17 protein-coding genes, 1 tRNA gene and 1 pseudogene are annotated in these 22,869 nt (G+C 68.6%); 14 read left to right on the top strand and 5 right to left on the bottom strand.

The features are described from left to right. The first annotated feature begins 53 nt into the window (after window positions 1–53). From aroF to ACFV2O_RS20320, 7 genes are read left to right on the top strand one after another with little or no spacing between them, the layout of a single operon-like run. Entirely contained in the window at window positions 54–1,109 is a 1,056-nt protein-coding gene (gene aroF / locus ACFV2O_RS20350) for a 3-deoxy-7-phosphoheptulonate synthase (protein ID WP_379253137.1), read from the top strand. Next, window positions 1,106–2,734, top strand: a complete 1,629-nt coding sequence (gene hutH, locus ACFV2O_RS20345) for a histidine ammonia-lyase (protein ID WP_379253136.1) — start codon at window positions 1,106–1,108, stop codon at window positions 2,732–2,734. Before aroF ends, hutH begins: the two co-directional genes overlap by 4 nt. Before the next feature lie 9 nt (window positions 2,735–2,743). Next, on the top strand, window positions 2,744–4,183 hold the full coding sequence (locus tag ACFV2O_RS20340; protein ID WP_379253135.1) for a phenylacetate--CoA ligase family protein: 1,440 nt from the start codon (window positions 2,744–2,746) through the stop codon (window positions 4,181–4,183). A gap of 11 nt (window positions 4,184–4,194) precedes the next feature. Continuing rightward, window positions 4,195–6,027 carry an asparagine synthase (glutamine-hydrolyzing) gene (gene asnB, locus ACFV2O_RS20335; RefSeq protein WP_379253134.1) on the top strand — a complete coding sequence of 611 codons (1,833 nt, stop codon included), beginning with the start codon at window positions 4,195–4,197 and terminating at the stop codon, window positions 6,025–6,027. 40 nt (window positions 6,028–6,067) lie between these two features. Beyond that, window positions 6,068–7,063, top strand: a complete 996-nt coding sequence (locus ACFV2O_RS20330; protein ID WP_379253133.1) for a 3-oxoacyl-ACP synthase III family protein — start codon at window positions 6,068–6,070, stop codon at window positions 7,061–7,063. Continuing rightward, window positions 7,060–7,794: an SDR family NAD(P)-dependent oxidoreductase gene (locus ACFV2O_RS20325; RefSeq protein WP_379253132.1), complete on the top strand. Its 735-nt coding sequence runs from the start codon at window positions 7,060–7,062 to the stop codon at window positions 7,792–7,794. Before ACFV2O_RS20330 ends, ACFV2O_RS20325 begins: the two co-directional genes overlap by 4 nt. After that, complete coding sequence (locus ACFV2O_RS20320; protein WP_379253131.1) at window positions 7,785–8,924, top strand: serine hydrolase domain-containing protein; 1,140 nt, start codon at window positions 7,785–7,787, stop codon at window positions 8,922–8,924. The genes ACFV2O_RS20325 and ACFV2O_RS20320 overlap by 10 nt, the downstream gene beginning before the upstream one ends. Here the strand turns inward: ACFV2O_RS20320 and ccrA are convergent. Further along, window positions 8,850–10,262 carry a crotonyl-CoA carboxylase/reductase gene (ccrA, locus tag ACFV2O_RS20315; protein WP_379253130.1) on the bottom strand — a complete coding sequence of 471 codons (1,413 nt, stop codon included), beginning with the start codon at window positions 10,260–10,262 and terminating at the stop codon, window positions 8,850–8,852. The genes ACFV2O_RS20320 and ccrA overlap by 75 nt on opposite strands. Before the next feature lie 92 nt (window positions 10,263–10,354). Here ccrA and ACFV2O_RS20310 point away from each other — a divergent pair, with 92 nt between their 5' ends. Next, on the top strand, window positions 10,355–11,002 hold the full coding sequence (locus tag ACFV2O_RS20310) for a nitroreductase family protein (RefSeq protein WP_379253376.1): 648 nt from the start codon (window positions 10,355–10,357) through the stop codon (window positions 11,000–11,002). Between the two features lie 6 nt (window positions 11,003–11,008). Here ACFV2O_RS20310 and ACFV2O_RS20305 read toward each other — a convergent pair whose 3' ends face one another. Beyond that, window positions 11,009–11,797 (bottom strand): cyclase family protein, encoded by a 789-nt coding sequence (locus tag ACFV2O_RS20305; RefSeq protein WP_379253129.1) that lies wholly within the window; start codon window positions 11,795–11,797, stop codon window positions 11,009–11,011. Between the two features lie 151 nt (window positions 11,798–11,948). On the opposite strand from ACFV2O_RS20305, the pseudogene ACFV2O_RS20300 reads away from it, so the two are divergent. Next, window positions 11,949–12,118, top strand: a pseudogene (locus ACFV2O_RS20300) (glycosyltransferase family 2 protein); the annotation flags it as partial. A 106-nt stretch (window positions 12,119–12,224) separates the two neighbouring features. Here ACFV2O_RS20300 and ACFV2O_RS20295 read toward each other — a convergent pair. Beyond that, window positions 12,225–12,298 (bottom strand) — tRNA-Met (locus ACFV2O_RS20295). 529 nt (window positions 12,299–12,827) lie between these two features. On the opposite strand from ACFV2O_RS20295, the gene ACFV2O_RS20290 reads away from it, so the two are divergent. Further along, on the top strand, window positions 12,828–13,373 hold the full coding sequence (locus ACFV2O_RS20290; protein ID WP_355079939.1) for a transglycosylase family protein: 546 nt from the start codon (window positions 12,828–12,830) through the stop codon (window positions 13,371–13,373). 83 nt (window positions 13,374–13,456) lie between these two features. On the opposite strand, the gene ACFV2O_RS20285 is transcribed toward ACFV2O_RS20290, so the two are convergent. Then, entirely contained in the window at window positions 13,457–16,459 is a 3,003-nt protein-coding gene (locus ACFV2O_RS20285) for a UPF0182 family protein (protein WP_379253128.1), read from the bottom strand. A 210-nt stretch (window positions 16,460–16,669) separates the two neighbouring features. Here ACFV2O_RS20285 and ACFV2O_RS20280 point away from each other — a divergent pair, with 210 nt between their 5' ends. Next, window positions 16,670–17,251: a PPA1309 family protein gene (locus ACFV2O_RS20280; protein ID WP_355079943.1), complete on the top strand. Its 582-nt coding sequence runs from the start codon at window positions 16,670–16,672 to the stop codon at window positions 17,249–17,251. Between the two features lie 152 nt (window positions 17,252–17,403). On the opposite strand, the gene ACFV2O_RS20275 is transcribed toward ACFV2O_RS20280, so the two are convergent. Further along, window positions 17,404–18,429: a PDZ domain-containing protein gene (locus tag ACFV2O_RS20275; RefSeq protein WP_379253127.1), complete on the bottom strand. Its 1,026-nt coding sequence runs from the start codon at window positions 18,427–18,429 to the stop codon at window positions 17,404–17,406. 127 nt (window positions 18,430–18,556) lie between these two features. Here ACFV2O_RS20275 and ACFV2O_RS20270 point away from each other — a divergent pair, with 127 nt between their 5' ends. From ACFV2O_RS20270 to ACFV2O_RS20260, 3 genes are all read left to right on the top strand, one after another. Next, window positions 18,557–19,969, top strand: coding sequence for a zinc-dependent metalloprotease (locus ACFV2O_RS20270; protein WP_379253126.1), 1,413 nt, complete (start codon window positions 18,557–18,559; stop codon window positions 19,967–19,969). Between the two features lie 85 nt (window positions 19,970–20,054). Continuing rightward, on the top strand, window positions 20,055–20,930 hold the full coding sequence (locus tag ACFV2O_RS20265; RefSeq protein ID WP_379253125.1) for a hypothetical protein: 876 nt from the start codon (window positions 20,055–20,057) through the stop codon (window positions 20,928–20,930). A 358-nt stretch (window positions 20,931–21,288) separates the two neighbouring features. Beyond that, window positions 21,289–22,632, top strand: coding sequence for an ABC1 kinase family protein (locus ACFV2O_RS20260; protein ID WP_379253124.1), 1,344 nt, complete (start codon window positions 21,289–21,291; stop codon window positions 22,630–22,632). Window positions 22,633–22,869: the final 237 nt, after the last annotated feature.

Here is a 22,869-nt window from a genome sequence, read left to right as displayed (position 1 = left end):
TCATCTCCATTCGACCGTTTTCATTCCGCCGGCCCGATCAGGAGGCCCACTAGATGGCTGTGTATGTGGCGCAGACGCGCGACGACATCACCGATACGCAACTGCAGGACATCCTCACCCGGCTCCGCCAGGTTCCGGCGAAGGCGACCACCCGCCGCACCCGCACCGGATTCTTGATCGTCACGTGGGCCGAAACCGGCCCGCTGCTCGAGGCCGAGCTCGCCCGCAGCGAGCATCTGGTGCGGGTTCTGCCCGAGAGCAGCTCTTTCCCGCTCGCCGCCCGCGAGTACCGTCCGGAGGGTTCGGTCGTGCGGGTCGGAGCGGTGCCGGTCGGCGACGGCCGCCCGGTGATCATCGCCGGTCCGTGCTCGGCCGAGACGCCGGAGGTGCTGCTCGAGACCGCGCGGGCGGTCCGGGCCGCAGGCGCGGACATGTTGCGGGTCGGCGTATTCAAACCTCGCACATCGCCCTACAGCTTCCACGGTCTGGGCCCGGACGGACTGGCGATGCTGCGGGACGCGCGCGCGGAGACCGGTCTGCCGGTCGTCACCGAGATCCTCGACGTGCGCGACATCGACCGCGTCGCCGATGCCGCCGACCTGTTACAGGTCGGGGCGCGCAACATGCAGAACTTCACCCTGCTCACTGAGCTTGCCCTGACGGGCAGGCCGGTGCTGCTCAAACGCGGCCTGTCGGCGACCGTGCACGAATGGCTCAATGCCGCGGAGTACCTGCTCGCACACGGCAACGACCACGTCATTCTCTGCGAGCGCGGCATCAGGACCTTCGAGCGCGCGACGCGCAACACCCTCGACCTCAACGCGGTTCCGGTGGTCAAACACCTGTCGCACCTGCCGATCCTGGTCGATCCGAGTCACGGCACCGGCGCCACGCGCTATGTGCCGCCGATGTCCGCGGCCGCCCTCGCGGCGGGCGCCGACGGGGTGATCGTCGAAGTGCACCCGCGCCCCGCCCAGGCGCTCTCCGACGGCGACCAGTCGCTCGATCTGCCCGAATTCGCCCAGCTGGCAACGGATTTACGGGCACTCGGCGAGGCACTCGGACGCGGCGGGGTCGCTGCCGAACCCGAACTGGTGGAGCTGGCATGACGACGACCGGCACCGACCTATTCTTGGACGGCACCGCGTTACGCGTGGCCGAGGTCGCAGCGGTGGCACGCCGGACCGTACCGGTGAACCTCGGCATCGCCCCTGCCGCGCTGACGGCCATGCACGAATCCGTGCTGTTGAAACGCGAACTGATCGACACCGGGATCCCGATCTACGGCGTCACCACCGGGTTCGGCGACAGCGTCAATCGCCAGATCTCCCCGGCGAAGGCCGCCGACCTGCAACGCAATCTGATCGTCTACCACCTCAACGGGGTCGGCCCGGTGACGGCGCCGGACGTGACCCGGGCGACCCTGCTGATCCGCGCCAACTGCCTCACCCGCGGCCCGTCCGCGATCCGCCCCGAAGTGGTCTCGACCCTGCTGCGGCACCTCGACGCCGATATCTTGCCGCTGATCCCCGAGCGCGGATCCCTCGGCGCGAGTGGAGATCTCGTACCGCTGTGCTATGTCGCCGCGGCGCTGCTCGGGGAGGGCGAGGTGCGGTATCGGGGCGAGGTGCGCCCCACCGCGGAGGCGCTGCGTGCCGAGGGCATCGCACCGGTGGTGCTGGAGCCGAAGGAGGGCCTGGCACTGATCAACGGCACCGCCTTCACCTCGGCTTTCGCGGCGCTCGCGGTCGCCGACGCCGCCGAGCTGGCCTACGCCGCCGACGTCGCGACCGCCATGACCTGTGAGGCCCTGCTGGGCAACGGCTCCCACTTCCATCCCTTCGTGCACGCCAACAAGCCGCATCCCGGACAGGGCGCGAGCGCCGAGTTGATCCGCGGTCTGCTCGACGGATCCGGCCTCACCACCAGCTACGAGGAGATCCTCGTGCGCCGGTCGGGGCTGGAGGGCCGGGGCTTCCGCACCCTCGACCATCGCATCCAGGACAAGTACTCGGTGCGCTGCGCGCCGCACGTCAACGGCGTGCTGCGCGACAGCCTGGAGTGGGTGGGGCGCTGGATCGACACCGAGATCAACTCCTCGACCGACAATCCGCTGTTCGCCTGGGAGACGGGCGAATTACATCACGGCGGCAATTTCTACGCCGGACACGTCGGGCAGGCGATGGATTCGCTGAAGGTCGCCGTCGCCAGCCTCGCCGACCTGCTCGACCGCCAGCTGGAACTGGTGGTGGACGAGAAATTCAACGCCGGGCTCACGCCGAACCTGATCGCCCCCCGCGACGCGGAGGACTACGAGTCCGGGTTGCACCACGGCTTCAAGGGCATGCAGATCGCCGCTTCGGCGGTCACCGCGGAGGCGCTCAAGCACAGCGGCCCGGCGACGGCGTTCTCCCGCTCCACCGAGTCGCACAACCAGGACAAGGTCAGTATGGGCACGATCGCGGCCCGCGACGCCCGCACCATCATCGAGCTGACCCGGCAGGTCACCGCGATCCACCTGCTGGCGCTGGCCCAGGCCGTGGAGATCCGCGGCGTGCGCCGCGCCGCCCCCGCGATCCGCCGCGTCCACGAGCTGATCCGCGGCCACGTGCCGTTCACCGACCGCGATCGGCGGATGGACCACGACATCCACCAGGTCGAACGGCTCATCGCCGACGGCTCGGTGCGCGCCGCCGCCGACGTCGCCGACCCCCTCTTCCCCACCGATCGCTAGGAGAGACCGATGCTGTTGTTACGCGACGACGATACGCGTGCGAAGAATCAGCGACTGCTGGCCGAGCACACCGCGCTGGTCCGGTCGGTGTACGCGGGCACCGCCGACCTGGATCGGGTGCACGCGGCGAAACTGCTGGAGACCGTGCGCGCCGCGGGTCGTTCGAAGATGTACGAGGATTCCGTCCCGGCCGGGCTGCTCGAGGAGCTGGACACCGGCGCGCCCATACCGACCGAGCGCGTGCTGACCGAGATCCTGCCGTCGCTGCCGTTCCTGGGCAAGAAGGAACTGGGCCGCTTCGGGCAGTCCGCCTTCACCCGTCCGCTGGACGAGTTCCTGCACTACTACGAATCCTCGGGCACCACGGGCGCCCCCGCGGCCGCGCCGAAGGCGCTGGACGATCTGCTGATCAACACCGTGAACATCGGCGAGATGTGGGCGCGGCTGCTGCAGCCCAAGGACATCGCGCTGATCCTGATCAACGCCCCCTTCGCCCCTGCGGCCTACCAGTTCGAGAAGGCGCTGGAGTATCTGCAGGTGATGTCGCTGCGCCCCTGGGTGGACAACATCACCGGCGACTACACCCGGGTGCTGCGGCTGATCGATCAGCTGGGAGTCAACGTCTTCATCGGGCCGCCGTCGCGGCTGCTCGAGATGGTGCAATTCGCTCATCGCGCCGAGCTGCCCGCGCCGAAATTCGACCGCCTGCTGCTGATGGCCGAGCAGACCGGCCCCAGCTTCCGCCGTCACCTCGAGAGGCTGACCGGAGCGACGTCGTTCGTCTCCTCCTACGGCTCTTCGGAGACCGGCACCCCTGCCGTCACCTGCGAGCGCGGACAGCTGCATCTGCAACCACAGAGTTTCCTGCTCGAGCTGGTCGACGAGACCGGCATCCGGCGGGTGGACGGCCGATCCGACCGCGGCGAGCTGGTGATCACCACTCTCGACCTGCCCGCTCGCCCGCTGCTGCGCTACCGCACCGGCGACTTGGTGGATATCGACGGCACGCCGTGCGGATGCGGTCTGCACACCGCCGTCCTGCGCACCCAGGGCCGGTCCCAGGACCTGATCGTGCTGGACCGCACCGGAATTCGTCAGAACGACCTGGAACAGGCGGTCTGGGAGGAGCCGCTGCCCGACGCGACGGTGTTCAACTACATGGTCGTGGTGCGCGGGCGGCAGATCGTCTTCCTGGTCACCTACGACGGCGATCCGGCGGGTCCGTGGACGGCGGTGCTCACCGACCGGCTGCGCGCCCTGTTCGGCGGCCTCGAGGTGACTGTACGGCCGGTGGAGAAGCTGCCGCCGCTCGCGTCGCTGGGCCAGTACCTGGGCTGGAAGCTGTCGCGCGTCCTCGATCTCGACGAAGAGCAGAACTGGGCCCGGCTACCCGCGCCGATCGACGCGGTGGTGCGCCAGACCCTGTCGGAACTATCGCCCAACTCCTGAGGAGGCTGTCGATGTCCGGAATCACCGGCTGGCTGGATCGGCAGCGCGATCTGCGCGAGCACGGGGCCGCCGTTCGCGCCATGTCCGATGCCCTCACCCACCGCGGACCCGACCACGGCGGGGCCTGGATCGACCGGCACGTGGCCCTCGGCCACCGCGCGGCGACGGTGGCCGACACGCGGCCCTGCGGGCAACCGGCGGTCGTCGCCGACGCGGGCCGCCCGCTGGCGGTGCTCACGCTGTCGGGCGAGATCTACAACACCGGCGAACTGCGCGCCGAATTGACCGGGCGCGGCCACGTCTTCGCCGGTGACACCGACGAGGACGCCGAGGTCGTTGTGCATGCCTACCTCGAATGGGGCGGCGATGCGGTCCGGCGGCTCAACGGCGCCTTCGCGTTCGCGGTATGGGATGTGCGCCGGTCCGAATTGTTCTTGGCGCGGGACCGATTGGGTATCGAGCCGCTGTATTACGCCGAGCACCCGAGCGGGCTGCTGTTCGGTTCGGAGCCGAAGGCCCTGCTGGCCAACGACCTGTTCGTACCCGAGGTGGACGCGCACGGGCTGATCGACATCTTCACCGTCGCGATGCGGCGACCCGGCGACGCGGTGTACCGCGGCCTGCGCGAGGTCCGCCCCGGCTGGACCGTGCGCGTCGATCACAACGGCCTGCACCACACCCGGTACTGGCGACTGGAATCCGCGCCGCACCCCGACGATCTGCACACCACCGTGGACACACTCGACGCGCTGCTGACCGACATCATCGGACGCCAGACCCGCACGGGCGCACCGGCCGGATTGCTCTCGGGCGGGCTGGATTCCAGCGTCATCACCGCGCTCGCCGCACGTTCGGTCACCGCGGCCACGGGCGCGAAACTGTCCACGTACTCGGTGGACTTCGCGGGTGGCGACGACGATTTCACTCCCGACGCACTGCATTCGAGCCGGGACGCGCCGTTCGTGCGCGCGGTGGTCGACCACGTCGGCACCGATCACACCGAGGTGATCCTGGACGCACCCGCGCTGCTGGACGAGATGACCGAAACTCTGCGTGCCCGCGATATCCCCGGCGTCGGCGATCTGGACGTTTCGCTGTATCTGCTGTTCCGCGAGGTCCGCAAGTACGCCTCCGTGGTGTTGTCCGGCGAGGGCGCCGACGACATCTTCGGCGGCTATCCGTGGTTCGTGGCCGAGGCCGCGAATCCCACGGGTGGCTTCCCATGGGGCGCGGGCAACACCGACCGCAACGGCATGCTCTCGGCGGAACTGCGTGAGCACCTCGATCTGGACGCGGCCGTCGCCGAGCGGCACGACGAGGCGGTCGCCGAGGTGTCGCGGCTGGACGGCGAGGACGCGGCGGCACGACGCGTTCGAGAGGTGTTCCACCTCGAGATCACCCGCTTCCTGCCGTTCCTGCTGGACCGCAAGGACCGGATGAGCGCGCGCACCGGTCTGCTGGTCCGGCTGCCCTTCTGCGACCACCGGCTCGTCGAGTACCTGTGGAATCTGCCCTGGGACCTGAAGCGGCACGGCGGACAGGAAAAGGGCATCCTGCGCACCGTCGCCGAGCCGTGGCTGCCGCCGCAGGTCGCCAAGCGCCCCAAGAGCGGCTTTCCGTTCGGTCAGAGCCCCGAATATCTCGCGGCGGTCCGCGCGGCGACCCGCGAGATGCTGGCGGACCCGTCGTCGCCGGCTCTGGCGCTGCTGAACACGACCGCGCTGCGCGAGTTGGCCGACAGCGATCGCTGGCACAACGGCACCTTCACCCCACCGCCGTGGCTGCCGCGCGCGCTGCAGTTGAACACCTGGCTGCGCGAATACCGCGTCGCCGTGCGGCTGTGACGCCGTGCGGTCCACCCTTCAGGAATACCGAGGTTCCCTCATGACAGTCGGAATTCTGGACATCGATTACCACGTCCCGCGCACCGAGGTGTCCAACGACACGATCAGCGCGTGGGCGGACACCACACCGGAATGGATCGTCGATCGCACCGGCATCCGGACCCGGCGATACGCCCACACCACCGATCCCACCTCGACGCTCGCCGTGGCGGCGGCCCGCAGACTGCTGGACCGGCACCAGGCGGATCCGTCCGCGATCATCGTCGCGACTTCGACCCCGGACCATCCCCTGCCCGCCACCGCGGCGATCGTGCAGGGAATATTGGGCTTCCGTGACATTCCGGCCTTCGACGTGAACGCGGTCTGCACCGGCTTCCTCTACGCGCTGCGGCTGGCATCGGCACTGGTCCGTGACGATCCGCGGCGGCGGCCGGTGCTGGTGATCGCGGCCGACAAGTACTCGACGATCATGGACCGGAGCGACCGCAGAACCGTCGCCCTCTTCGGCGACGGCGCCGCGGCGGCCCTCGTCGGACCGGTGCCCGATGGCTCGGGTCTGCTCGCCCAGCAGTTGGTGACGCACGGCGCGCTGCACGACACCGTGAAGGTTCCCGCGGGCGGTTCGCGGCAGCCGATCGACGCGCGGGCGCTGGAACAGGGCGACCACTATTTCAAGATGAACGGCCGCGGCGCACGGGATTACGCGCTCAACACGCTCCCCGCCCTCGTCGACGACGTGCTGCGGGAATCGGATCTCGGCGTCGGCGACATCGATCGTTTCGTCTTCCATCAGGCGAATCTGCGCCTGGTGGAAGAGCTCGCCGTCAAGATCGGCGCGGATCCCGACCGCGTCCCGGTCACCGTCGACCGGTTCGGCAACACCGGGGCCGCGTCGGTTCCGGTGACGCTGGCCCACTCGCATCGCGAGCGGCCGATCGCGCACGGCGAGAACATCCTGCTCGCCGGCGTCGGGGGCGGGCTGACCGGCGGCGCCGCGGTGCTGCGCTGGCACCGGACGGGTGGGAGCGACGGGTGAACGATCGTCTGAGTGGGAAGCGAGCGGTCGTCACCGGGGGCACGCGCGGGCTCGGCCGGGCCATCGCCGACGCCTTCGCGGCCGAGGGCGCGCACGTCGTGTGCGCGGGACGCACGGATCCGGCGGGCCACCCGGACTGGCCGCGCGAATTCACCTATCTGCCGGTGGATGTCACCGACGCCGACTCGGTCGAAGAGATGATGAGCCGGGCCGCCGACACCCTGGGCGGGATCGATATCGTCGTCGCCAACGCGGGGGTCAGCATCGACGGCCGCGTGCATCGCACGACCGCCGCGGACTGGGCCACGACGATGGCGGTGAACGTCAACGGCGTCTTCCACACGACTCGGTCGGCGATACCGCATCTGGAGAAGACCGGGGGGACGATCATCAACGTCTCCTCGAGCATGGCCACTCGCGTCGCGGTGGGGGCGGCCGCCTACTGCGCGTCCAAGGCCGCGGTGGAGATGTTCACGAAAGTGTCTGCCGCGGAACTGGGCTCGCGGAACATCACGGTCAACTGCCTCGCCCCCGGAATTCTGGACGGTGGCATCGCCGACGACCTCGCCCAGAACCCGAAGGCGTGGGAGCTGTACCGGGACCGCCTGATCGCCAAGCGGGTCGGCCGCGTCGCCGAGGCCGCGGCGGGGGCGGTCTTTCTCGCGAGCGGCGACTCCTCGTACGTCAACGGCCACGTCCTGGAGGTCAACGGCGGGCTGCTGTGGGCGTGAGAGTCCGCGGCCGGGTAGAGCCGGGGTACGAGACCGTCGCGGAGGCCTTCGCGGAATATCTCGCCGAGACGCGCGGCGGCGCCGCGTTCTCCGCGACGGTCGACGGCGTCGCGGTGGTCGACCTGTGGGGCGGCAGCCGCGACGACGGCGACCGGCCATGGGAAGCCGATACGCTGCAGATCCTGTTCTCCGGCAGCAAGGTACTGATCGCCGTGTGCCTGCTGCTACTGCTCGAACGGGAGGAGTTGCGGCTCGACGCGCCGATCGCCGCGTATTGGCCGGAGTTCGCGGCCGCCGGGAAGGAGGACGTCACCGTCGCCGAACTCGTCTCCCACCGCGCCCGCCTGCCGGGCGTGCGCACGCCCTTCCCGAGCGATCCAGCGCCGGACGGCGCCCTGGCCGCGAAGCTGCTGGCCGAGCAACCGCGAGAGGACGACCCGGCGCTCGAACTCGCTTATCACGGAATCTCTTTCGGCTGGTTGTGCGGTGAATTGATACGCCGCGTCGACGGCCGCACCGTGGGCGCGCTCTTCCACGAGGAATTCGCCGCGCCGCTGGGCCTGGACATCTGGCTGGGACTGCCCGCGGATCTCGAACCGCGCGTCGGGCAGGTGCGCTACGGGCCGGGGTGGCGCGGCCGCGCCCCGGCACCGGCGGGATCGGCGCGGTTGAACCTCGCGGATTCCGTCTGGGCGAATCCACTCATTTTCCCGGAGCACGACATTCCGTGGAACCGCCCCGCCTGGCACCGGGTGGAGATCCCCTCCTCCAACGCGATCGGCACCGCGCGCTCCATGGCTCGGCTGTTCGGAGCGTTGCTAAGCGGCGAGACGCCGTTGTCACCGGCCACGCTGGCCCTGGGCACCACACCGCTGTCCGGTGGCTTCGACGCGGTGTTCAAGCGGCCCATGCGTTACGGCGTTGGCCTGCAACTGCAGACCGAACTCGGTCACCTCGGCCCGCATCCGGCCGCGTTCGGGCACGACGGCTCCGGGGGCGGTGTGCACGCGGCGTGGCCGTCGCACGCCGCATCGATCTCTTTCGTGCCCAACGAGTTACACCGGTCGCGTGGGCTGTATGCCCCGGTAGGGCGGATTCTCAGCGCCCTGCACCGCGTCCTCGGCGCATAGCGAGTCGAGGACGCGGAACCGGTTGACCGCGGGCAGGTGCTGTTCGCGTTTCTGCGAATCCTCCACGCCCAGCCCCTCGGCAGGCGCCAGGCCCAACACCGCGACCTTGCCTTGATGCAGGTTGTCGTGCACCTCGTAGACCCCTTGGGCGGCCTCGGCGAGGGGATAGGTCTTCGAGACCGTGGGGTGGATCAATCCCTTGGCGATGAGCCGGTTCGCCTCCCACGCCTCGCGGTAGTTCGCGAAATGCGAGCCGATGATGCGCTTGAGATTCATCCAGAGATAGCGGTTGTCGAATTCGTGCACATAGCCGCTCGTCGACGCGCACGTGACCACGACCCCGCCCTTACGGGCGACCAGCACCGAGGTGCCGAACGTTTCCCGTCCGGGATGTTCGAAGACGATGTCGACGTCCTCGCCGCCGGTCAGTTCGCGGATCCGTTTTCCGAATCTCTTCGATTCGCCCTGGTCCTGGACGCCGTCGCGCCAGAACCGATACCCCTCGGCCGACCGGTCGATGACCGCCCGCGCGCCCATCGCCCGGCACAGCTCGGCCTTCTCGGACGAGGACACCACGCACACCGGGAAGCCGCCGCCGGCCAGAACCAGTTGGGTCGCGTAGGAGCCGAGGCCGCCTGCCGCGCCCCAGATGAGCACGTTGTCGCCCGCTTTCATATCGGCGCCGTTGCGCGACAACAGTTGTCGGTACGCGGTGGAGTTCACCAAACCCGGCGAGGCCGCCTCCTCCCAGGTCAGATGCCGCGGCTTGGGCATCAGCTGATTGGCGCGCACCAGCGCGAGTTCGGCGAGACCGCCGAAATTGGTCTCGTATCCCCAGATGCGCTGGGCCGGATCCAGCATGGTGTCGTTGTGCCCGTCCGGCCCCTCCAGTTCGACGTGCAGGCAGTGTGCGACGACCCGATCCCCCGGCCGCCAGGCGGTGACCCCGGCGCCCGTGCGCAGCACGACACCCGCCAGATCGGAACCGATGACGTGGTAAGGCAGGTCGTGCCGGGCGGCGAGATCCGAAGTGCGCCCGTACCGTTGGAGGAAGGCAAAGGTGGGGACCGGTTCGAAGATCGCGCTCCACACCGTGTTGTAGTTGATCGATGAGGCCATGACCGCCACCAGCGCCTCGCCCGGGCCGACTTCGGGGACCGCGACCTCGTCGAGATGGACCGACTTGCGCGGATCACGCTCGGCGGGGTGCAGCCCCTCGAACATGCCGATTTCGTCGCGGTGCAAGGTGATCGCCCGATAGCTCTGCGGCACAGGCAAGTTCGCGAAATCCGCTGCGGTGGCGTCCTCCGCGAGAATGGCGTCGAGCAGTCCGTTCATCGTTCGTTCCCTCGTTGACACCTCGAAATACCTTGTGCCACTATAGCATGAATTCGAAATATGTAGAAATGTCGAACTATGGAAGCAGGGGCGTGATGCGGCTCAACCTGACGGCCGATGAAGTGCTCACCACCACCCGCTCGGTCCGCAGACGGCTGGATTTCACGCGCCCGGTGGAACGCGAGGTCATCGAGGAGTGCCTGACCATCGCCACCCAGGCGCCCACCGGGCAGAACCGGCAGCGGTGGGCCTTCGTCGTGGTGACCGATCCGCAGCAGCGGGCCGCGCTGGCGGATCTGTACCGCAAAGGCCGCAACATGCCGACCGAATACGTGCCGCGGGACGGCGTGGACTGGCGCGACGATCCGGTGCGCACCCAGCGCATGTACGCCACGGGCCCGCATCTGTACGAGCATCTGCACGAGGTGCCGGTGATGCTGATCCCGTGCGTACACGTGGTGCGCCGCCCTGACCCGGGCGTCGTCGACATGGCCAACAGCTACGGGTCGATCCTGCCCGCCACGTGGAGCTTCATGCTGGCGGCCAGGGAGCGCGGCCTCGGCACCGTCTGGACCACCCTGCATCTGCAGTACGAATACGAGGCCGCCCAGGTTCTCGGGATCCCCTACGAATCGGTGCTGCAGACCGCGCTCATCCCCGTCGCGTACACGATCGGCACGTCGTTCCGCCCGGGCGTGCGCACCGATCTGGACAATGTCGTCCATTGGAACAAGTGGTAGCGGAGCTCAGTAGAGCGCGAAAATTCTAGCGGGACCGCCGGTTCCGCCCCGGTGCTTCGAGGCCCCGACCACAAGTGTCGCGCCGGCGTCGGGTACGTCCGGCAGGCCGTTGAGCGCCTCGAGTCCGTAGCGGCCCGACGGCAGGAACGTCCGATGGACCGGGATCGCGCGGTCGCTCCCCCGGTCCAGGCCCGTGGAGTCCACGCCGATGCCGACGACCTCCCGCTGATGGATCAGGAAGTCGGCGGCCTCGGCGCTGAAGCCGGGCCACCGATAGGTGTCGGTCCGCTCGTCGTGATTCAGGAACGCGCCCGGGATCGGCACCCGCTGCGCCCAGCCGGATTCCATGACGACGACCGCGCCCTGCGGCAGCGGGCCGTGTGCGCGCTCCCAGTCCCGGATGTCGCGCACCGTCACGGCCGCCGTGGCGTCGCGGTCGGCGCGCTCCGCGATGCGGATGACCGCGAGCGGCGCGACCAGGTTCTCCGCCGGGATGGCGTCGACCGAGAGACCCGCGTCGTCGAAGTGCAGCGGCGCGTCGATATGGGTGCCCACATGTTCGTAGATGTCGAGCCGCCCGGCGTTGTACTGGTTGTCGGCCATGCAGGCCACGCGCCCGAACTCGGGCCGCTTGCTGACCAGCTCCCACACCGGGAAGTCCGGGGTCAGCGTATGCGTCAGATCCACCACCCTGCCGAAACCCCGCTCGCGGACGAGTTTCACACCGGCCCCGACAACGTCCCCACCCGAAACCTCCGACGAGTCCCCACCATCGATCAGCTGTGGCGCACACACAGGTCTTCCTCCTTCACACCGTGGTCGCTGCCAGTCTGATCCCGTCTCCCCTCGCTGTCTTCGGTCTCCGGCCCGAACGCGCGGCTCGACCAGAGACCAGGACCCGCACTCCCGCCGGTCGCCGCCGCAGCGCGCCGACGTGTCGCGATAACCGGACTCGCGGGTCGACATCATCGACACCGCCCGCAAGGACCTGCTGGGCGTGTGGCGGGTCGGCAAGGGACTGGCCACCGGCACCCTGCCGATCGACGACTGCGCCGATCCATCGGACGCGAACCACTGGTGGACGGTGTGCCGCTGGGCATGGTCGGCCAGCTGGTAGACGCGCGTCCGATGCGCCACGCTCGGCGGAAACGCCACCGATGCCAGGACCTGCCAGAACAACGAAAACGGCTCCGGAACGATTGTTCCGGAGCCGTTTCCCTAGTAGCGGGGACAGGATTTGAACCTGCGACCTCTGGGTTATGAGCCCAGCGAGCTACCGAGCTGCTCCACCCCGCGTCGGTGAACACAACATTACACATGGGTTCGCAGAGTCTGCAAATCGCCAGCTCAGAGGCGGTTTCAGCGAGGTGAACAGACCGCACGACAGGAACATCCGCCCGCCACCGAACTCCGAAACCATCCCGCAGCAATCGCGATGCCGCACATTTCCACACCGCGCCCTCAAGATTCACCACCGAAAACCCACTTCAAACGTGACCTACTTCACCATTTCGAGGTGATCTCACTCACATAACGATGCGATAACTTCGCATGGAATCAGCGTGTTGACGACGTTTCCCACCTGGTAAAACTCGCATATTCGAGTTATTCGAATCATGCAATTCCGGCGTTATCAAGATGTGATCTGCTGAGAATTCTTCGTTACCGTCACTCCACGGCCCGGATCATCCGAGACGGGCTCGAACTCGAACCGCCGAACACCGGTGACCCTGTCCCGCGGCTCGAGGATCCCCGACGACCTGGGGACAGGGACACGGCAGTAAGCACGATCGCCGTGCCGGCGGGCGCAGGGAGGGAAACGACCATGACTGAGAACCGGAAGATCAGCACCCGCGCCATCGGCTTCGCCGCCATCACCGGCGCTCTTGTTGCCGTCCCGTTCGCATTCTCCACCGCTTCCGCCTCCGCGGCCACCCACGACTGGGACGGCGTCGCGCAGTGCGAGAGCGGTGGCAACTGGGGGATCAACACCGGAAACGGCTACTACGGTGGCCTGCAGTTCTCGCAGAGCACCTGGGCCGCCAACGGCGGCAAGGGCTCGGCCCACACCGCCAGCAAGGCGGAGCAGATTCGCGTGGCGGAGAACGTGCTCGCCACCCAGGGCCCCGGCGCGTGGCCGGTGTGCGGCCGGTACCTGCGCCAGGGCACCTCCGAGCCCGAGACGCTGGCCCCGGCGGAGGAACTTCCCGCCGTGCCCGAGCCCGCCCAGCCCACCGTGAGCGCGGCGCAGTCCGTGGTCGAGAAGGCCAAGTCCGCCGCGGACGAGCTGGCCGAGCAGTACGGCCTGAAGGGACAGTTCGAGCAGATCTTGAGCCAGAACAGCGCGCTGATCGACTCCCTCGGTCGCTGACCCATCCCGCGCCGAAAGAAAGACGCCGCCATCGCGATGATGGCGGCGTCTTTCTTCGTGCCGGTCCTATCCGGCGGCACTACTCAGCGACCGGCGTCCTGATACGCCTTGACCGCGGCGTCCAGCTCGTCCAGCGCACGGCCGAAGTCCTGGAAGTTCCCGCTGCGCATGGCGTTGCGCACGTTCTCGATCTTGCGGTTGAGCTCGGCCGCCGCGGCGTCCTTGGCGGCGGACGATCCCGTCGCCGGTGGCGGGACCGAAGCGGGCGGCGGTGTCGAGGCGTTACTGGTCCCGTTGTTGCCGTTCTCGGCGGGGACCGGAGTGGTGCCCGGCTTGGGCCTGGTGCCCGAGTCACCGCCGAACGGCGTCGCCAGCGCGCCCGCGCCGGGGATCACTTGGTTCAGCGCGTCCGCCAAAGTCGAGGCGTAGCCCACCTTGACGTTGCCCGCCTCGTCGCGATAGCTCACCAGCACCCGCAGCAGCTGCGGGAAGGTCGCCGTGTTCGGCCCGGTGTTGCGTTCGTTGTAGAACGGCTCCACATAGAGGATGCCGCCGTCCGCGACCGGCAGGGTCAGCAGATTGCCATATTTGATCTTGTTCGAATTGGACAGCAGCGTTTTCTCGCGGGACACCTCAGGCGAGGTCGTCATCCGGTTCTGCGTCTGCTGCGGACCCAATGTCTGTGTGTCCGTTGGCAATCGAAGAATCGTGAATTTCCCGTAGCCGTCCGGGTCGGAACGCACCGAGATATAGGCCGCGAGATAAGGCCGGTTGTAGCCGGTCATCGCACTGGTCAAATTGAACGTCGGCTTGTTCGTTTTCGGGTCGCCCAGCAGCACGTAATACGGCGGCTGGTTGGCGGTGGTCCCGCCCTCGGTGGTCGGGTCGGCGGGAACCGACCAGAAAGCGTTGTTGGTGAAGAATTCTCGGGGATCGTCCACGTGATACTTCGACAGCATCTCGCGCTGCACCTTGAACAGATCCTCCGGGTAGCGGAAGTGCGCCCGCAGTTCCGGCGAGATCTCGCTCTCCGGCTTCACCGCGCCCGGGAACACCCCGCGCCATGCCTTCAGCACCGGGTCCGAGGAGTCCACCTCGTAGAGCGTGACGCTGCCGTCGTACGCGTCGACCGTCGCCTTCACCGAGTTGCGGATGTAGCTGACCGCCTTACGCGGCAGCAGCCGCCCGGTCTTCTTGTCGATGCTGTCCTCCAGCGCGCCCTCCAGCGAGGTGGTCTGCGCGTACGGGTAGTTGTCCAGCGTGGTGTAGGCGTCCACGATCCAGACGATCCGTCCGCCGACCACCGCGGGGTAGGCGTTGCCGTCGGTGGTCAGCCAGGGCGCGACCTTCTGCACCCGCTCGCGCGGGCTGCGGTTGAAGATGATCTTCGAGTCGTCGCCGATGGCCGAGGAGAACAGGATGTTGCGCTCGGCGTACTTGGCCGCGAAGGCCAGGCGGTTGAACCAGTTGCCGATCGGCACGCCGCCCTTGCCGGTGTAGGTGTACTGGGCGGTGTCGGAGTCGTACTCGCGCGGACGCTGGCCGTCCATCGCGCCGACGATCGCGTAGTCCGGGTTCGCCTGCGAGATCAGCTCGCCGAAGTAGACGCGCGGCTGGTCCACCTTGATCCGCTGCTTGTCCGATGGCGTGAACAGATCGCTGACCATGAAGATCGGATAACCGCCGTCGCCGCTGCCCCCCGCGGCGTTCGGATCGTCCGACGGCGGCTTGTTCACCCGGTTGGCCGGGGCGGCGACGAAGCCGTTGCCGTGGGTGTACACGGTGTGGCGGTTGATCCAGTCGGTCTGGTTGCCGCTCAGCGCCGCGGGCGAGAGCTCCCTGGCGGCGACGATGTAGTCCTGGACGTCACCGTCGAGGTTGTAGCGGTCGATGTCCAGCGACTCCGGGAAGCCGTAGAAGTTCTTCAGCTGGCGCAGCTGCGTGAAAGTGGGCGAGAGGATGTTCGGGTCGAGCAGCCTTGCGTTGCCGACGGTCGCGGCGTCGACCGGCACCTCGAGCGGGCTCTTGCTGCTCTCGCCTTTGTAGTCCTTGTAATCGATCCTGTCGTCGGTGATGCCGAACGCCTGCCTGGTGGCGGCGATGTTGCGTTCGATGTACTCGCTCTCCTTGTCCGCGGCGTTCGGCCGCACCGAGAACTGTTCGACCACCAGCGGCCACACCGCGCCGACCAGGATCGAGGACAGCACCAGCAGCGCGGCGGCCATCGCGGGCACCCGCAGATCGCGCAGCACGATGCCCGCGAAGAAGGCCAGCGCGCAGATCACCGCGATGGACAGCAGGATCAGCTTGGCGGGCAGCACCGCGTTGATGTCGGTGTACGAACCGCCGGTGAAGGTGGGTTCCTTGCGGCTGCTGGAAAGCAGTTCGTAGCGGTCGAACCAGTAGGCGATCGCCTTGAGCAGGACGAAGATCCCGGCCAGTACGGCGAGCTGGATGCGCGCGGGGCGGGTGAGCGTGCCCTCGCGGCCGGTCAGCCGCAGGCCGCCGAAGACGTAGTGGGTGACCAGGCTGGCGAAGAACGCGATCACCACCGCGACGAACAGCCAGTTCAGCACCATCCGGTAGAAGGGCAGGTCGAAGGCGTAGAAGCCGACGTCGAGGCCGAACTCCGGATCCTTCTCGCCGAACGATTGGCCGTTGAGGAACAGCTGCACCGTCACCCAGTTCGACTGCGCCACCAGACCCGACAGCAGGCCCAGCAGCACCGGGATGCCGACGCCGAACAGCCGCAGCCTGCTCATCACGGTGGTGCGGTAGCGCGCGATCGGATCGTTCGGACCCGCCACCGGCACGAACACCGGCCTGGTGCGGTAGGCCAGCAGCAGCGCCAGCCAGACCACCAGGCCGACGAAGGCCGCCACGACGAGGAACAGCAGCACCCTGGTCCGCAGCACGGTGAGATACACGTTGCGGAAGCCGACCTCGCCGAACCACAGCCAATTCGTGTAGGTGTCCGTCAACCGCGGCCCGAGCAGCAGTAACGCCGCTAGGACGATGGCCGCCACCAGCAGCACACGGCTGCGTCGGGACAGCGAAGGTAAGCCGGTGGGGGGCCGCATGCCCACGATGCCACTCTCCAAGGTCCGGCGACGCTCGCACCGATACGCTCGGCCGATGCGCCGCAGTCCGATGTTGCGGGTGGTCCTTCCGGACCGTCTCGGCCCACTCTACGGAAATCGGACACCATGCAGCTGGCAGGGTTGCGCTTGCCGCGCCGGGGAACCGATCGCCCGGGTTTCCGGCTGTCCGCGCCTGCGGTTTGATTGGATGTTCGCGTGACCCCAGACCTGCACGCCGAACTCGTCCTTGCCCGATCCGTCCGGGAGGTGGCGGAATTCGTCGATGCCGAGGGGTGGGGCCGTCCCCCGCAGATGTTCGCCCTGGTGCCGACCGCGGACCTGGTCGCGGCGCAGCCGGAACTGGAGGATCAGCTCGACGAGGGCGACGAGCTGACGCCGGTCGCCCAGGAGGCTTTCCCGGACGACATCACCGGCGGCTCGATCGCCCTGGACGAATTCCTGGCCACCACCAGTTGGCCCCCCGCCGTCCGCGGTTGCGTGCTGGTGCAGGAGATCGTGGTGCTCCCTCCGGACGCCGAATCGACGCTCGACGACGCGCTCGCCCCGCTGCTGGCCGACCACGATGCCGCCGACGCGGCCGCGCGCGCCGCCGCCGAGGCGCACCCGGAGCGCCGGGAGGCCCGGTTGTTCGCCGCGGTGCTGCGCGACGGCGCGTCGCTGTGCCTGTTGCAGCTGCGCCCCGCGGACGACGCGGACGATTTCGGCGACCTCGACCTGCGCACCTACCCCAACCTGGCGCCGAACCTCGTCGAAGCGCTGCATCACACGCTGGAGTGAAGCGCTGACGCTCCGGTGCGGCGCTGCGCGGCCCGATCGCGGTTCAACGGCCGGGCGCGCGGCGTTCTTCGGTCGGGATCACCAGCCGCTGCGCGGTCCGGGCGAGTCGCGCGGCTTCCGTCGCGGATTGTCGACCGGCCGAGAGATCCGGCTCACCCGCAGCCGACCGGTTCCTTGCCGGTGTTGATCTCGTTGAGCGACTGCACCGCGCCGGTGAGGGTCTCGACGCGCACCAGCCGCAGGCCGTCGGGAGTCCGCTGTTTGGCCTCGTCGCAGTTGGCGGCGGGGACCATGAAGGTCTCCGCGCCCGCGTCCCGCGCGGCCATCATCTTGTACTGGATGCCGCCGATCGGACCCACCTTGCCGTCCTGATCGATGGTTCCGGTGCCCGCGACGAACTTGCCGCCGTCCAGTTCGCCGGGGGTGAGCTTGTCGATCAGGGCCAGGCTGAACATCAGACCCGCCGATGGGCCTCCGATGTCGGCGAGATTGAACGCGACCTCGAGCGGCGGCCGGGCGCCCTCGCCCGGCGTCACGCCGAGGTAGCCCTTGGCCGGGTCGCCGGGGCGGGCGCCGAGCACGATCGACGCGGTCTGCTCGGCGTTGTCGCGCCGGAAAACCACGGTGAGCGTGCTGCCGGGCGCCTGGGACGAGACCGCCGTCACGACGTCCTTGGGTGTCGTCATAGGCGTGCCGTTGATGCTGATCAGCTCGTCACCCGCACGCAGCGCGTCGCGGGCGGGCCCGTCGTCGGACACCTTGCGCAGCAGCACGACCGTGGGCAGGTTCAGATAGTGCAGGGCGGCGACCTCGGCGTTGCCCTCCGAGTCCTTGAAGTCCTCCTGGTTGGACTTGTCGATCTCCTCGCGCGACACGCCGGGCGGGTAGACCTCCGAGCGCGGCACCAGGCCGTGCTTGCCGCTGGCCCAGAAGCCGAACGCCTCGAAGATGCTCAGCCCGTCGCGCACCGAAACCGTGGTCATGTTGAGATGGCCCGTGGTCGGATCGACCTCGGTGCCCCGCACATCGACGACGTCCTTGCCGTCCACCGTGCCGAGGGTGTTGAAGGTGGGGCCGGGCCCGAGTGCGACGAACGGCACAGTCAGTACGCTGCCGACGACACCGAGCACGAGCACCGGGATCAGTGCGGCCACCAGGGTGAGGATCCGACGATTCACCTGGACCACAGTAATGACAGCCCGCGGCGTGAGTGGGCGGAGGCGGTCATTTCGCCCGGGCGCGCCGCCTCCGGTTTCGCGCCGCGCGAACACAGGGACGCTGTGCTACACGCGTAACGTGAAGAGCATGAACGACCTCCCCTTCGGATTCTCGAACCGCGACGACGACGATCGCAAGCGCGGTGACGAGCCGAGCGGTCCCGGCCCGAACGACCCGTTCGGTTTCGGTATCGGTGGGTCCGGCGCGGGCGGATTCGACCCGGCGCAGCTCGGCCAGATGCTGACCTCGCTCGGCCAGATGCTCAGCGGCATGGGACAACCGGGCTCGGCGCAGGCCGGGCCGGTGAACTACGACGTCGCCAAGCGGCTGGCCCGCCAGCAGCTCGGCACGACCGTCGCCCCGGTGAGTTCGGGCGCCGCGAGCGCGGTGACCGACGCCGCGCATCTCGCCGAACTCTGGCTCGACGGCGCGACCACCCTGCCCGCGGGCGCCGCCAAGACGGTCGCGTGGACCGCCAACGACTGGATCGAGCAGACCCTGCCCACCTGGCAGCGGCTGTGCGACCCGGTCGCCGAGCAGATTTCCGGCATGTGGACCGCGGCGCTGCCGGAAGAGGCCAGGCAGTTCGCCGCGCCGATGGTCGGCATGCTTGGCCAGATGGGCGGCCTGGCCTTCGGATCGCAGCTCGGCCAAGCGCTCGGCCAGCTCGCCAAAGAGGTGCTGACCTCCACCGACATCGGCCTTCCGCTCGGCCCCACCGGCACCGCGGCGCTGCTGCCCGCGGCGATCTCGGAGTTCAGTGCCGGACTGGAGCAGCCGGAAAGCGAGATCCTGGTGTTCCTCGCCGCGCGTGAGGCCGCCCACCAGCGGCTGTTCGCGCACGTGCCGTGGCTGCGCCAGCAGGTACTCGGCGCGGTCGAGGACTACGCGCGCGGCATCCGGATGGACTTCTCCGCGATGGAACAGGCCGCGCAGAACATCGACCCGATGTCGCTGACCGATCCGTCGAAGCTCGAGGAGATCTTGGCCCAGGGCACGTTCGAGCCGCAGACCACGCCCGAGCAGAAGCAGGCGCTGGAACGGCTGGAAACGCTGCTGGCGCTCATCGAGGGCTGGGTGCAGGTGGTCGTCGCCGACGCCGTGGGCGACCGCTTGCCCGGCGCGGGCGCGCTGGCGGAGACGCTGCGCAGGCGGCGCGCCACCGGCGGTCCCGCGGAACAGACCTTCGCCACGCTGGTCGGGCTGGAGTTGCGTCCGCGCAAGCTGCGCGAGGCGGCGGCGCTGTGGCGCAGGCTCACCAGCGACGCGGGCATGACCGCCCGCGACCGCGTGTGGGCGCACCCGGACCTGCTGCCGGATTCCGACGACCTGGACTCCCCCGCCGGTTTCATCGACTCGGTCATCGGCGGCGGCGCCACCGTGTTCGACGACCCGCTGGCGCAATTGGCCGAAACCGAGGCTCGTGAGCGAGCGGCACGCGAGCAAAAGGACGACGACACCGGCCCCGACCTGGGCAAAGAAGGCGGCGAATCCTCCTGATTCAGGCTGTGGATGACGCGAAATCCTGTGGATAACCAAGGATTTCGCCACGGGCCGCACCCCGCGGGGTTCGCATACTGATGACATGACAACGATGTGTCGTGGTCCTCGATTGCGTCCGCGGGTTACCGTCCTGGTCCGCCCGACCGGGGTCGTGCAACTCGGGTGCGATCCGGAAACCGCCGTGGTGCTCGATCCGGAAGGCATGGACGCCGAGACCGTCGTCACCTTCCTCCGCCTGCTCGACGGTCTGCGCACCAAGCCGCAGATCATCTGGCGCGCCGGAGAATGCGGTATCGACGCCGAACGCGCCGTGGCATTGCTCACGCTGGTCGACGAAGCCGGACTGCTGGACCACCCGGAGGAGCGGGCCGGTCACGTGCGAACAGTGCGAGTACACGGCCTCGGGCCGCTGTCCGACGCGGTGTCGGCCGGCTTGCGGGCGCTCGGTATGCGGCCGAGCCGTTCCCGGGACTACCCCACCGGTACGGCGACGGCGCGGTCCTGGGGAGTGGACCTCGTGGTGCTCGCCGACACGCTGATGCCCGACCCCCGACTGGTGAGTGATCTAGTGCTGCACCAGATCCCGCACCTTTCACTGCGCATCCGCGACAGCAAGGGCGTCATCGGTCCCTTGGTGTTGCCGGGCGTCACCAGCTGCCTGCGCTGCGCGGACCTGATCCGCGCACGGAACGACACCGACTGGCCACACATGGCGGCCCAACTACTCGGCCGCATCGGCCACGCCTCCCCCGCCGGAATCGCCGCCACCACGGCAATCGCCCTCGCCGAACTCGAAACGATCATCGACTGCTCACCCCGGCGAACCCCCGCCACCTTGAACGCGACGCTGGAACTGGACCTGGACTCCCACACCCTCGATCGCCGCCGATGGGACCGCCATCCCGACTGCGGGTGCGTGCACCTTTCCGCAGCGCACGGCGTCGGAATACAGCCGTGATGCCTCCACCCAGGAACTCATCTGGCGACCGCGAGCACGAAGCGCATCGGTCCAACCCACCGACGGCGACGTCGGTCACCGACTCCGCACCGTGGGCGTGGCGGGCGCGGGACAAGATCACCTTCGCCGCGCTGGACTGGCGGCCGGACACCTCGCTGAAGCTGATCTGCCTGGATGGGCCCCGCCATCTCGAACGCGACTCTCGAACTGAATTCGGATTCACACCCTCGGTCGGCGCGGACGGGACCGGTACCCCGCATGCTTGTGCGCACTCGTTTCCGCAGGTCATGGACACTGAAGCCGATGGTGATCAAGATTGCCGTGGCCGACCGGCCGGTCCGTCCGCCATGATGGGTACGTGTCTGAGATCGTGCGCCGTCGCTCGTCCCGCAACGCCAAGTTGGCCAAGATTCCACTCGGCATAGCCGGGCGGGCGGCCGTGGGGTTCGGCAAGAAGCTCGCCGGAGGCGACAAGTCGGAGATCAACGCGCAGCTCAATCAGAAGGCCGCGGAGCAGCTGTTCACGGTGCTCGGCGAGCTCAAGGGCGGCGCGATGAAGTTCGGGCAGGCGCTCAGCGTGATGGAGGCCGCGGTCCCCGAGGAGTTCGGCGAGCACTATCGCGAGGCGCTCACCAAGCTGCAGGCCGCCGCGCCGCCGATGCCGGCCGCGACCGTCCACCGCGTGCTCGACCAGCAGCTCGGCACCCAGTGGCGGTCCCGCTTCCGTGAGTTCGACGACGCCCCGGCCGCGTCGGCCAGCATCGGGCAGGTGCACCGGGCGGTGTGGTCGGACGGGCGCACCGTCGCGGTGAAGGTGCAGTACCCCGGCGCCGACGAGGCGCTGCGCGCCGATCTCAAGACCCTGTCTCGCATGTCCGGCCTGGTCGCTTCCGTGATCCCCGGCGCGGACGTGAAGCCGATTCTCGCCGAGATCACCGAGCGCACCGAAGAGGAGCTGGACTACCGCAACGAAGCCGCCAACCAGCGCGCATTCGCCAAGGGCTTCGACGGGCACGCCGAGATCGTGGTGCCGAAGGTGGTGGCGAGCGCGCCGAAGGTGATCGTCACCGAATGGCTGGACGGCGTCCCCGTCTCCACGATCATCAAGCAGGGCGCCGAGGATCCGGAGGGCACCCGTGCGCTGCGCAATCGCGTCGCGGGGCTGATGGGCCGGTTCCACTTCTCCTCCCCGGAGGTGGTCGGACTCCTGCACGCCGACCCGCACCCGGGCAATTTCATGATGCTGCCCGACGGCAAGTTGGCGGTGATCGATTTCGGCGCCTGCGCACCGATGCCGGACGGTTTCCCCCCGGTGCTGGGCCGAATGCTGGCCCTCGCGGTCGAGGAGCGCTTCGCCGAACTCACCGAACTGCTGTACGACCACGGCTGGGTGATCCCCGGCCGAGTGGTCACCCACCAGGAGATCGCCGACTACCTGCGGCCGTTCACCGACCCGATCCAGTCCGACTCGTTCCACTTCACCCGCAGGTGGATGCAGCGGGTCGCGGGCAAGGCTTCGGAGATCTCCAGTCCGGAGATGAAAACCGCACGCGCACTGCAACTTCCGGCGCAATACGTGATGATCTTCCGAGTACTCGGCGGCTCCGTCGGCATCCTGGCGCAACTCGACGCCGAACTGCCGTTCATGCAATTGGTCCGCACCTGGATGCCCGGCTTCGTCGAGGAACGCACCGCCTCCTGAGCTGAACCCCCTCGAACTCGGTCGAAGCGATAGCCCCCGCGCTGAACCACGCAACTAAAGCGCGCAACTAAAAGAACCTTCACGCCACCCCCGGCCCCGTCGGGTGCGAGTCTTACGAGCACCGTCCGCGGCCCGTCTCGCGGCCGAGTGACCGAAGCGCATGCGACGCAGTCGCGAGTCTCGGTCGCTCGGGCGCGAGACTTCCCGGGGCCGCGAACACGCAGCGCCGCAGGCGCT

The sequence above is a fragment of the Nocardia sp. NPDC059691 genome, from assembly GCF_042733915.1.
GTDB lineage: Bacteria > Actinomycetota > Actinomycetes > Mycobacteriales > Mycobacteriaceae > Nocardia > Nocardia sichangensis.
This window is presented reverse-complemented; position numbering and strand designations above follow the sequence as displayed.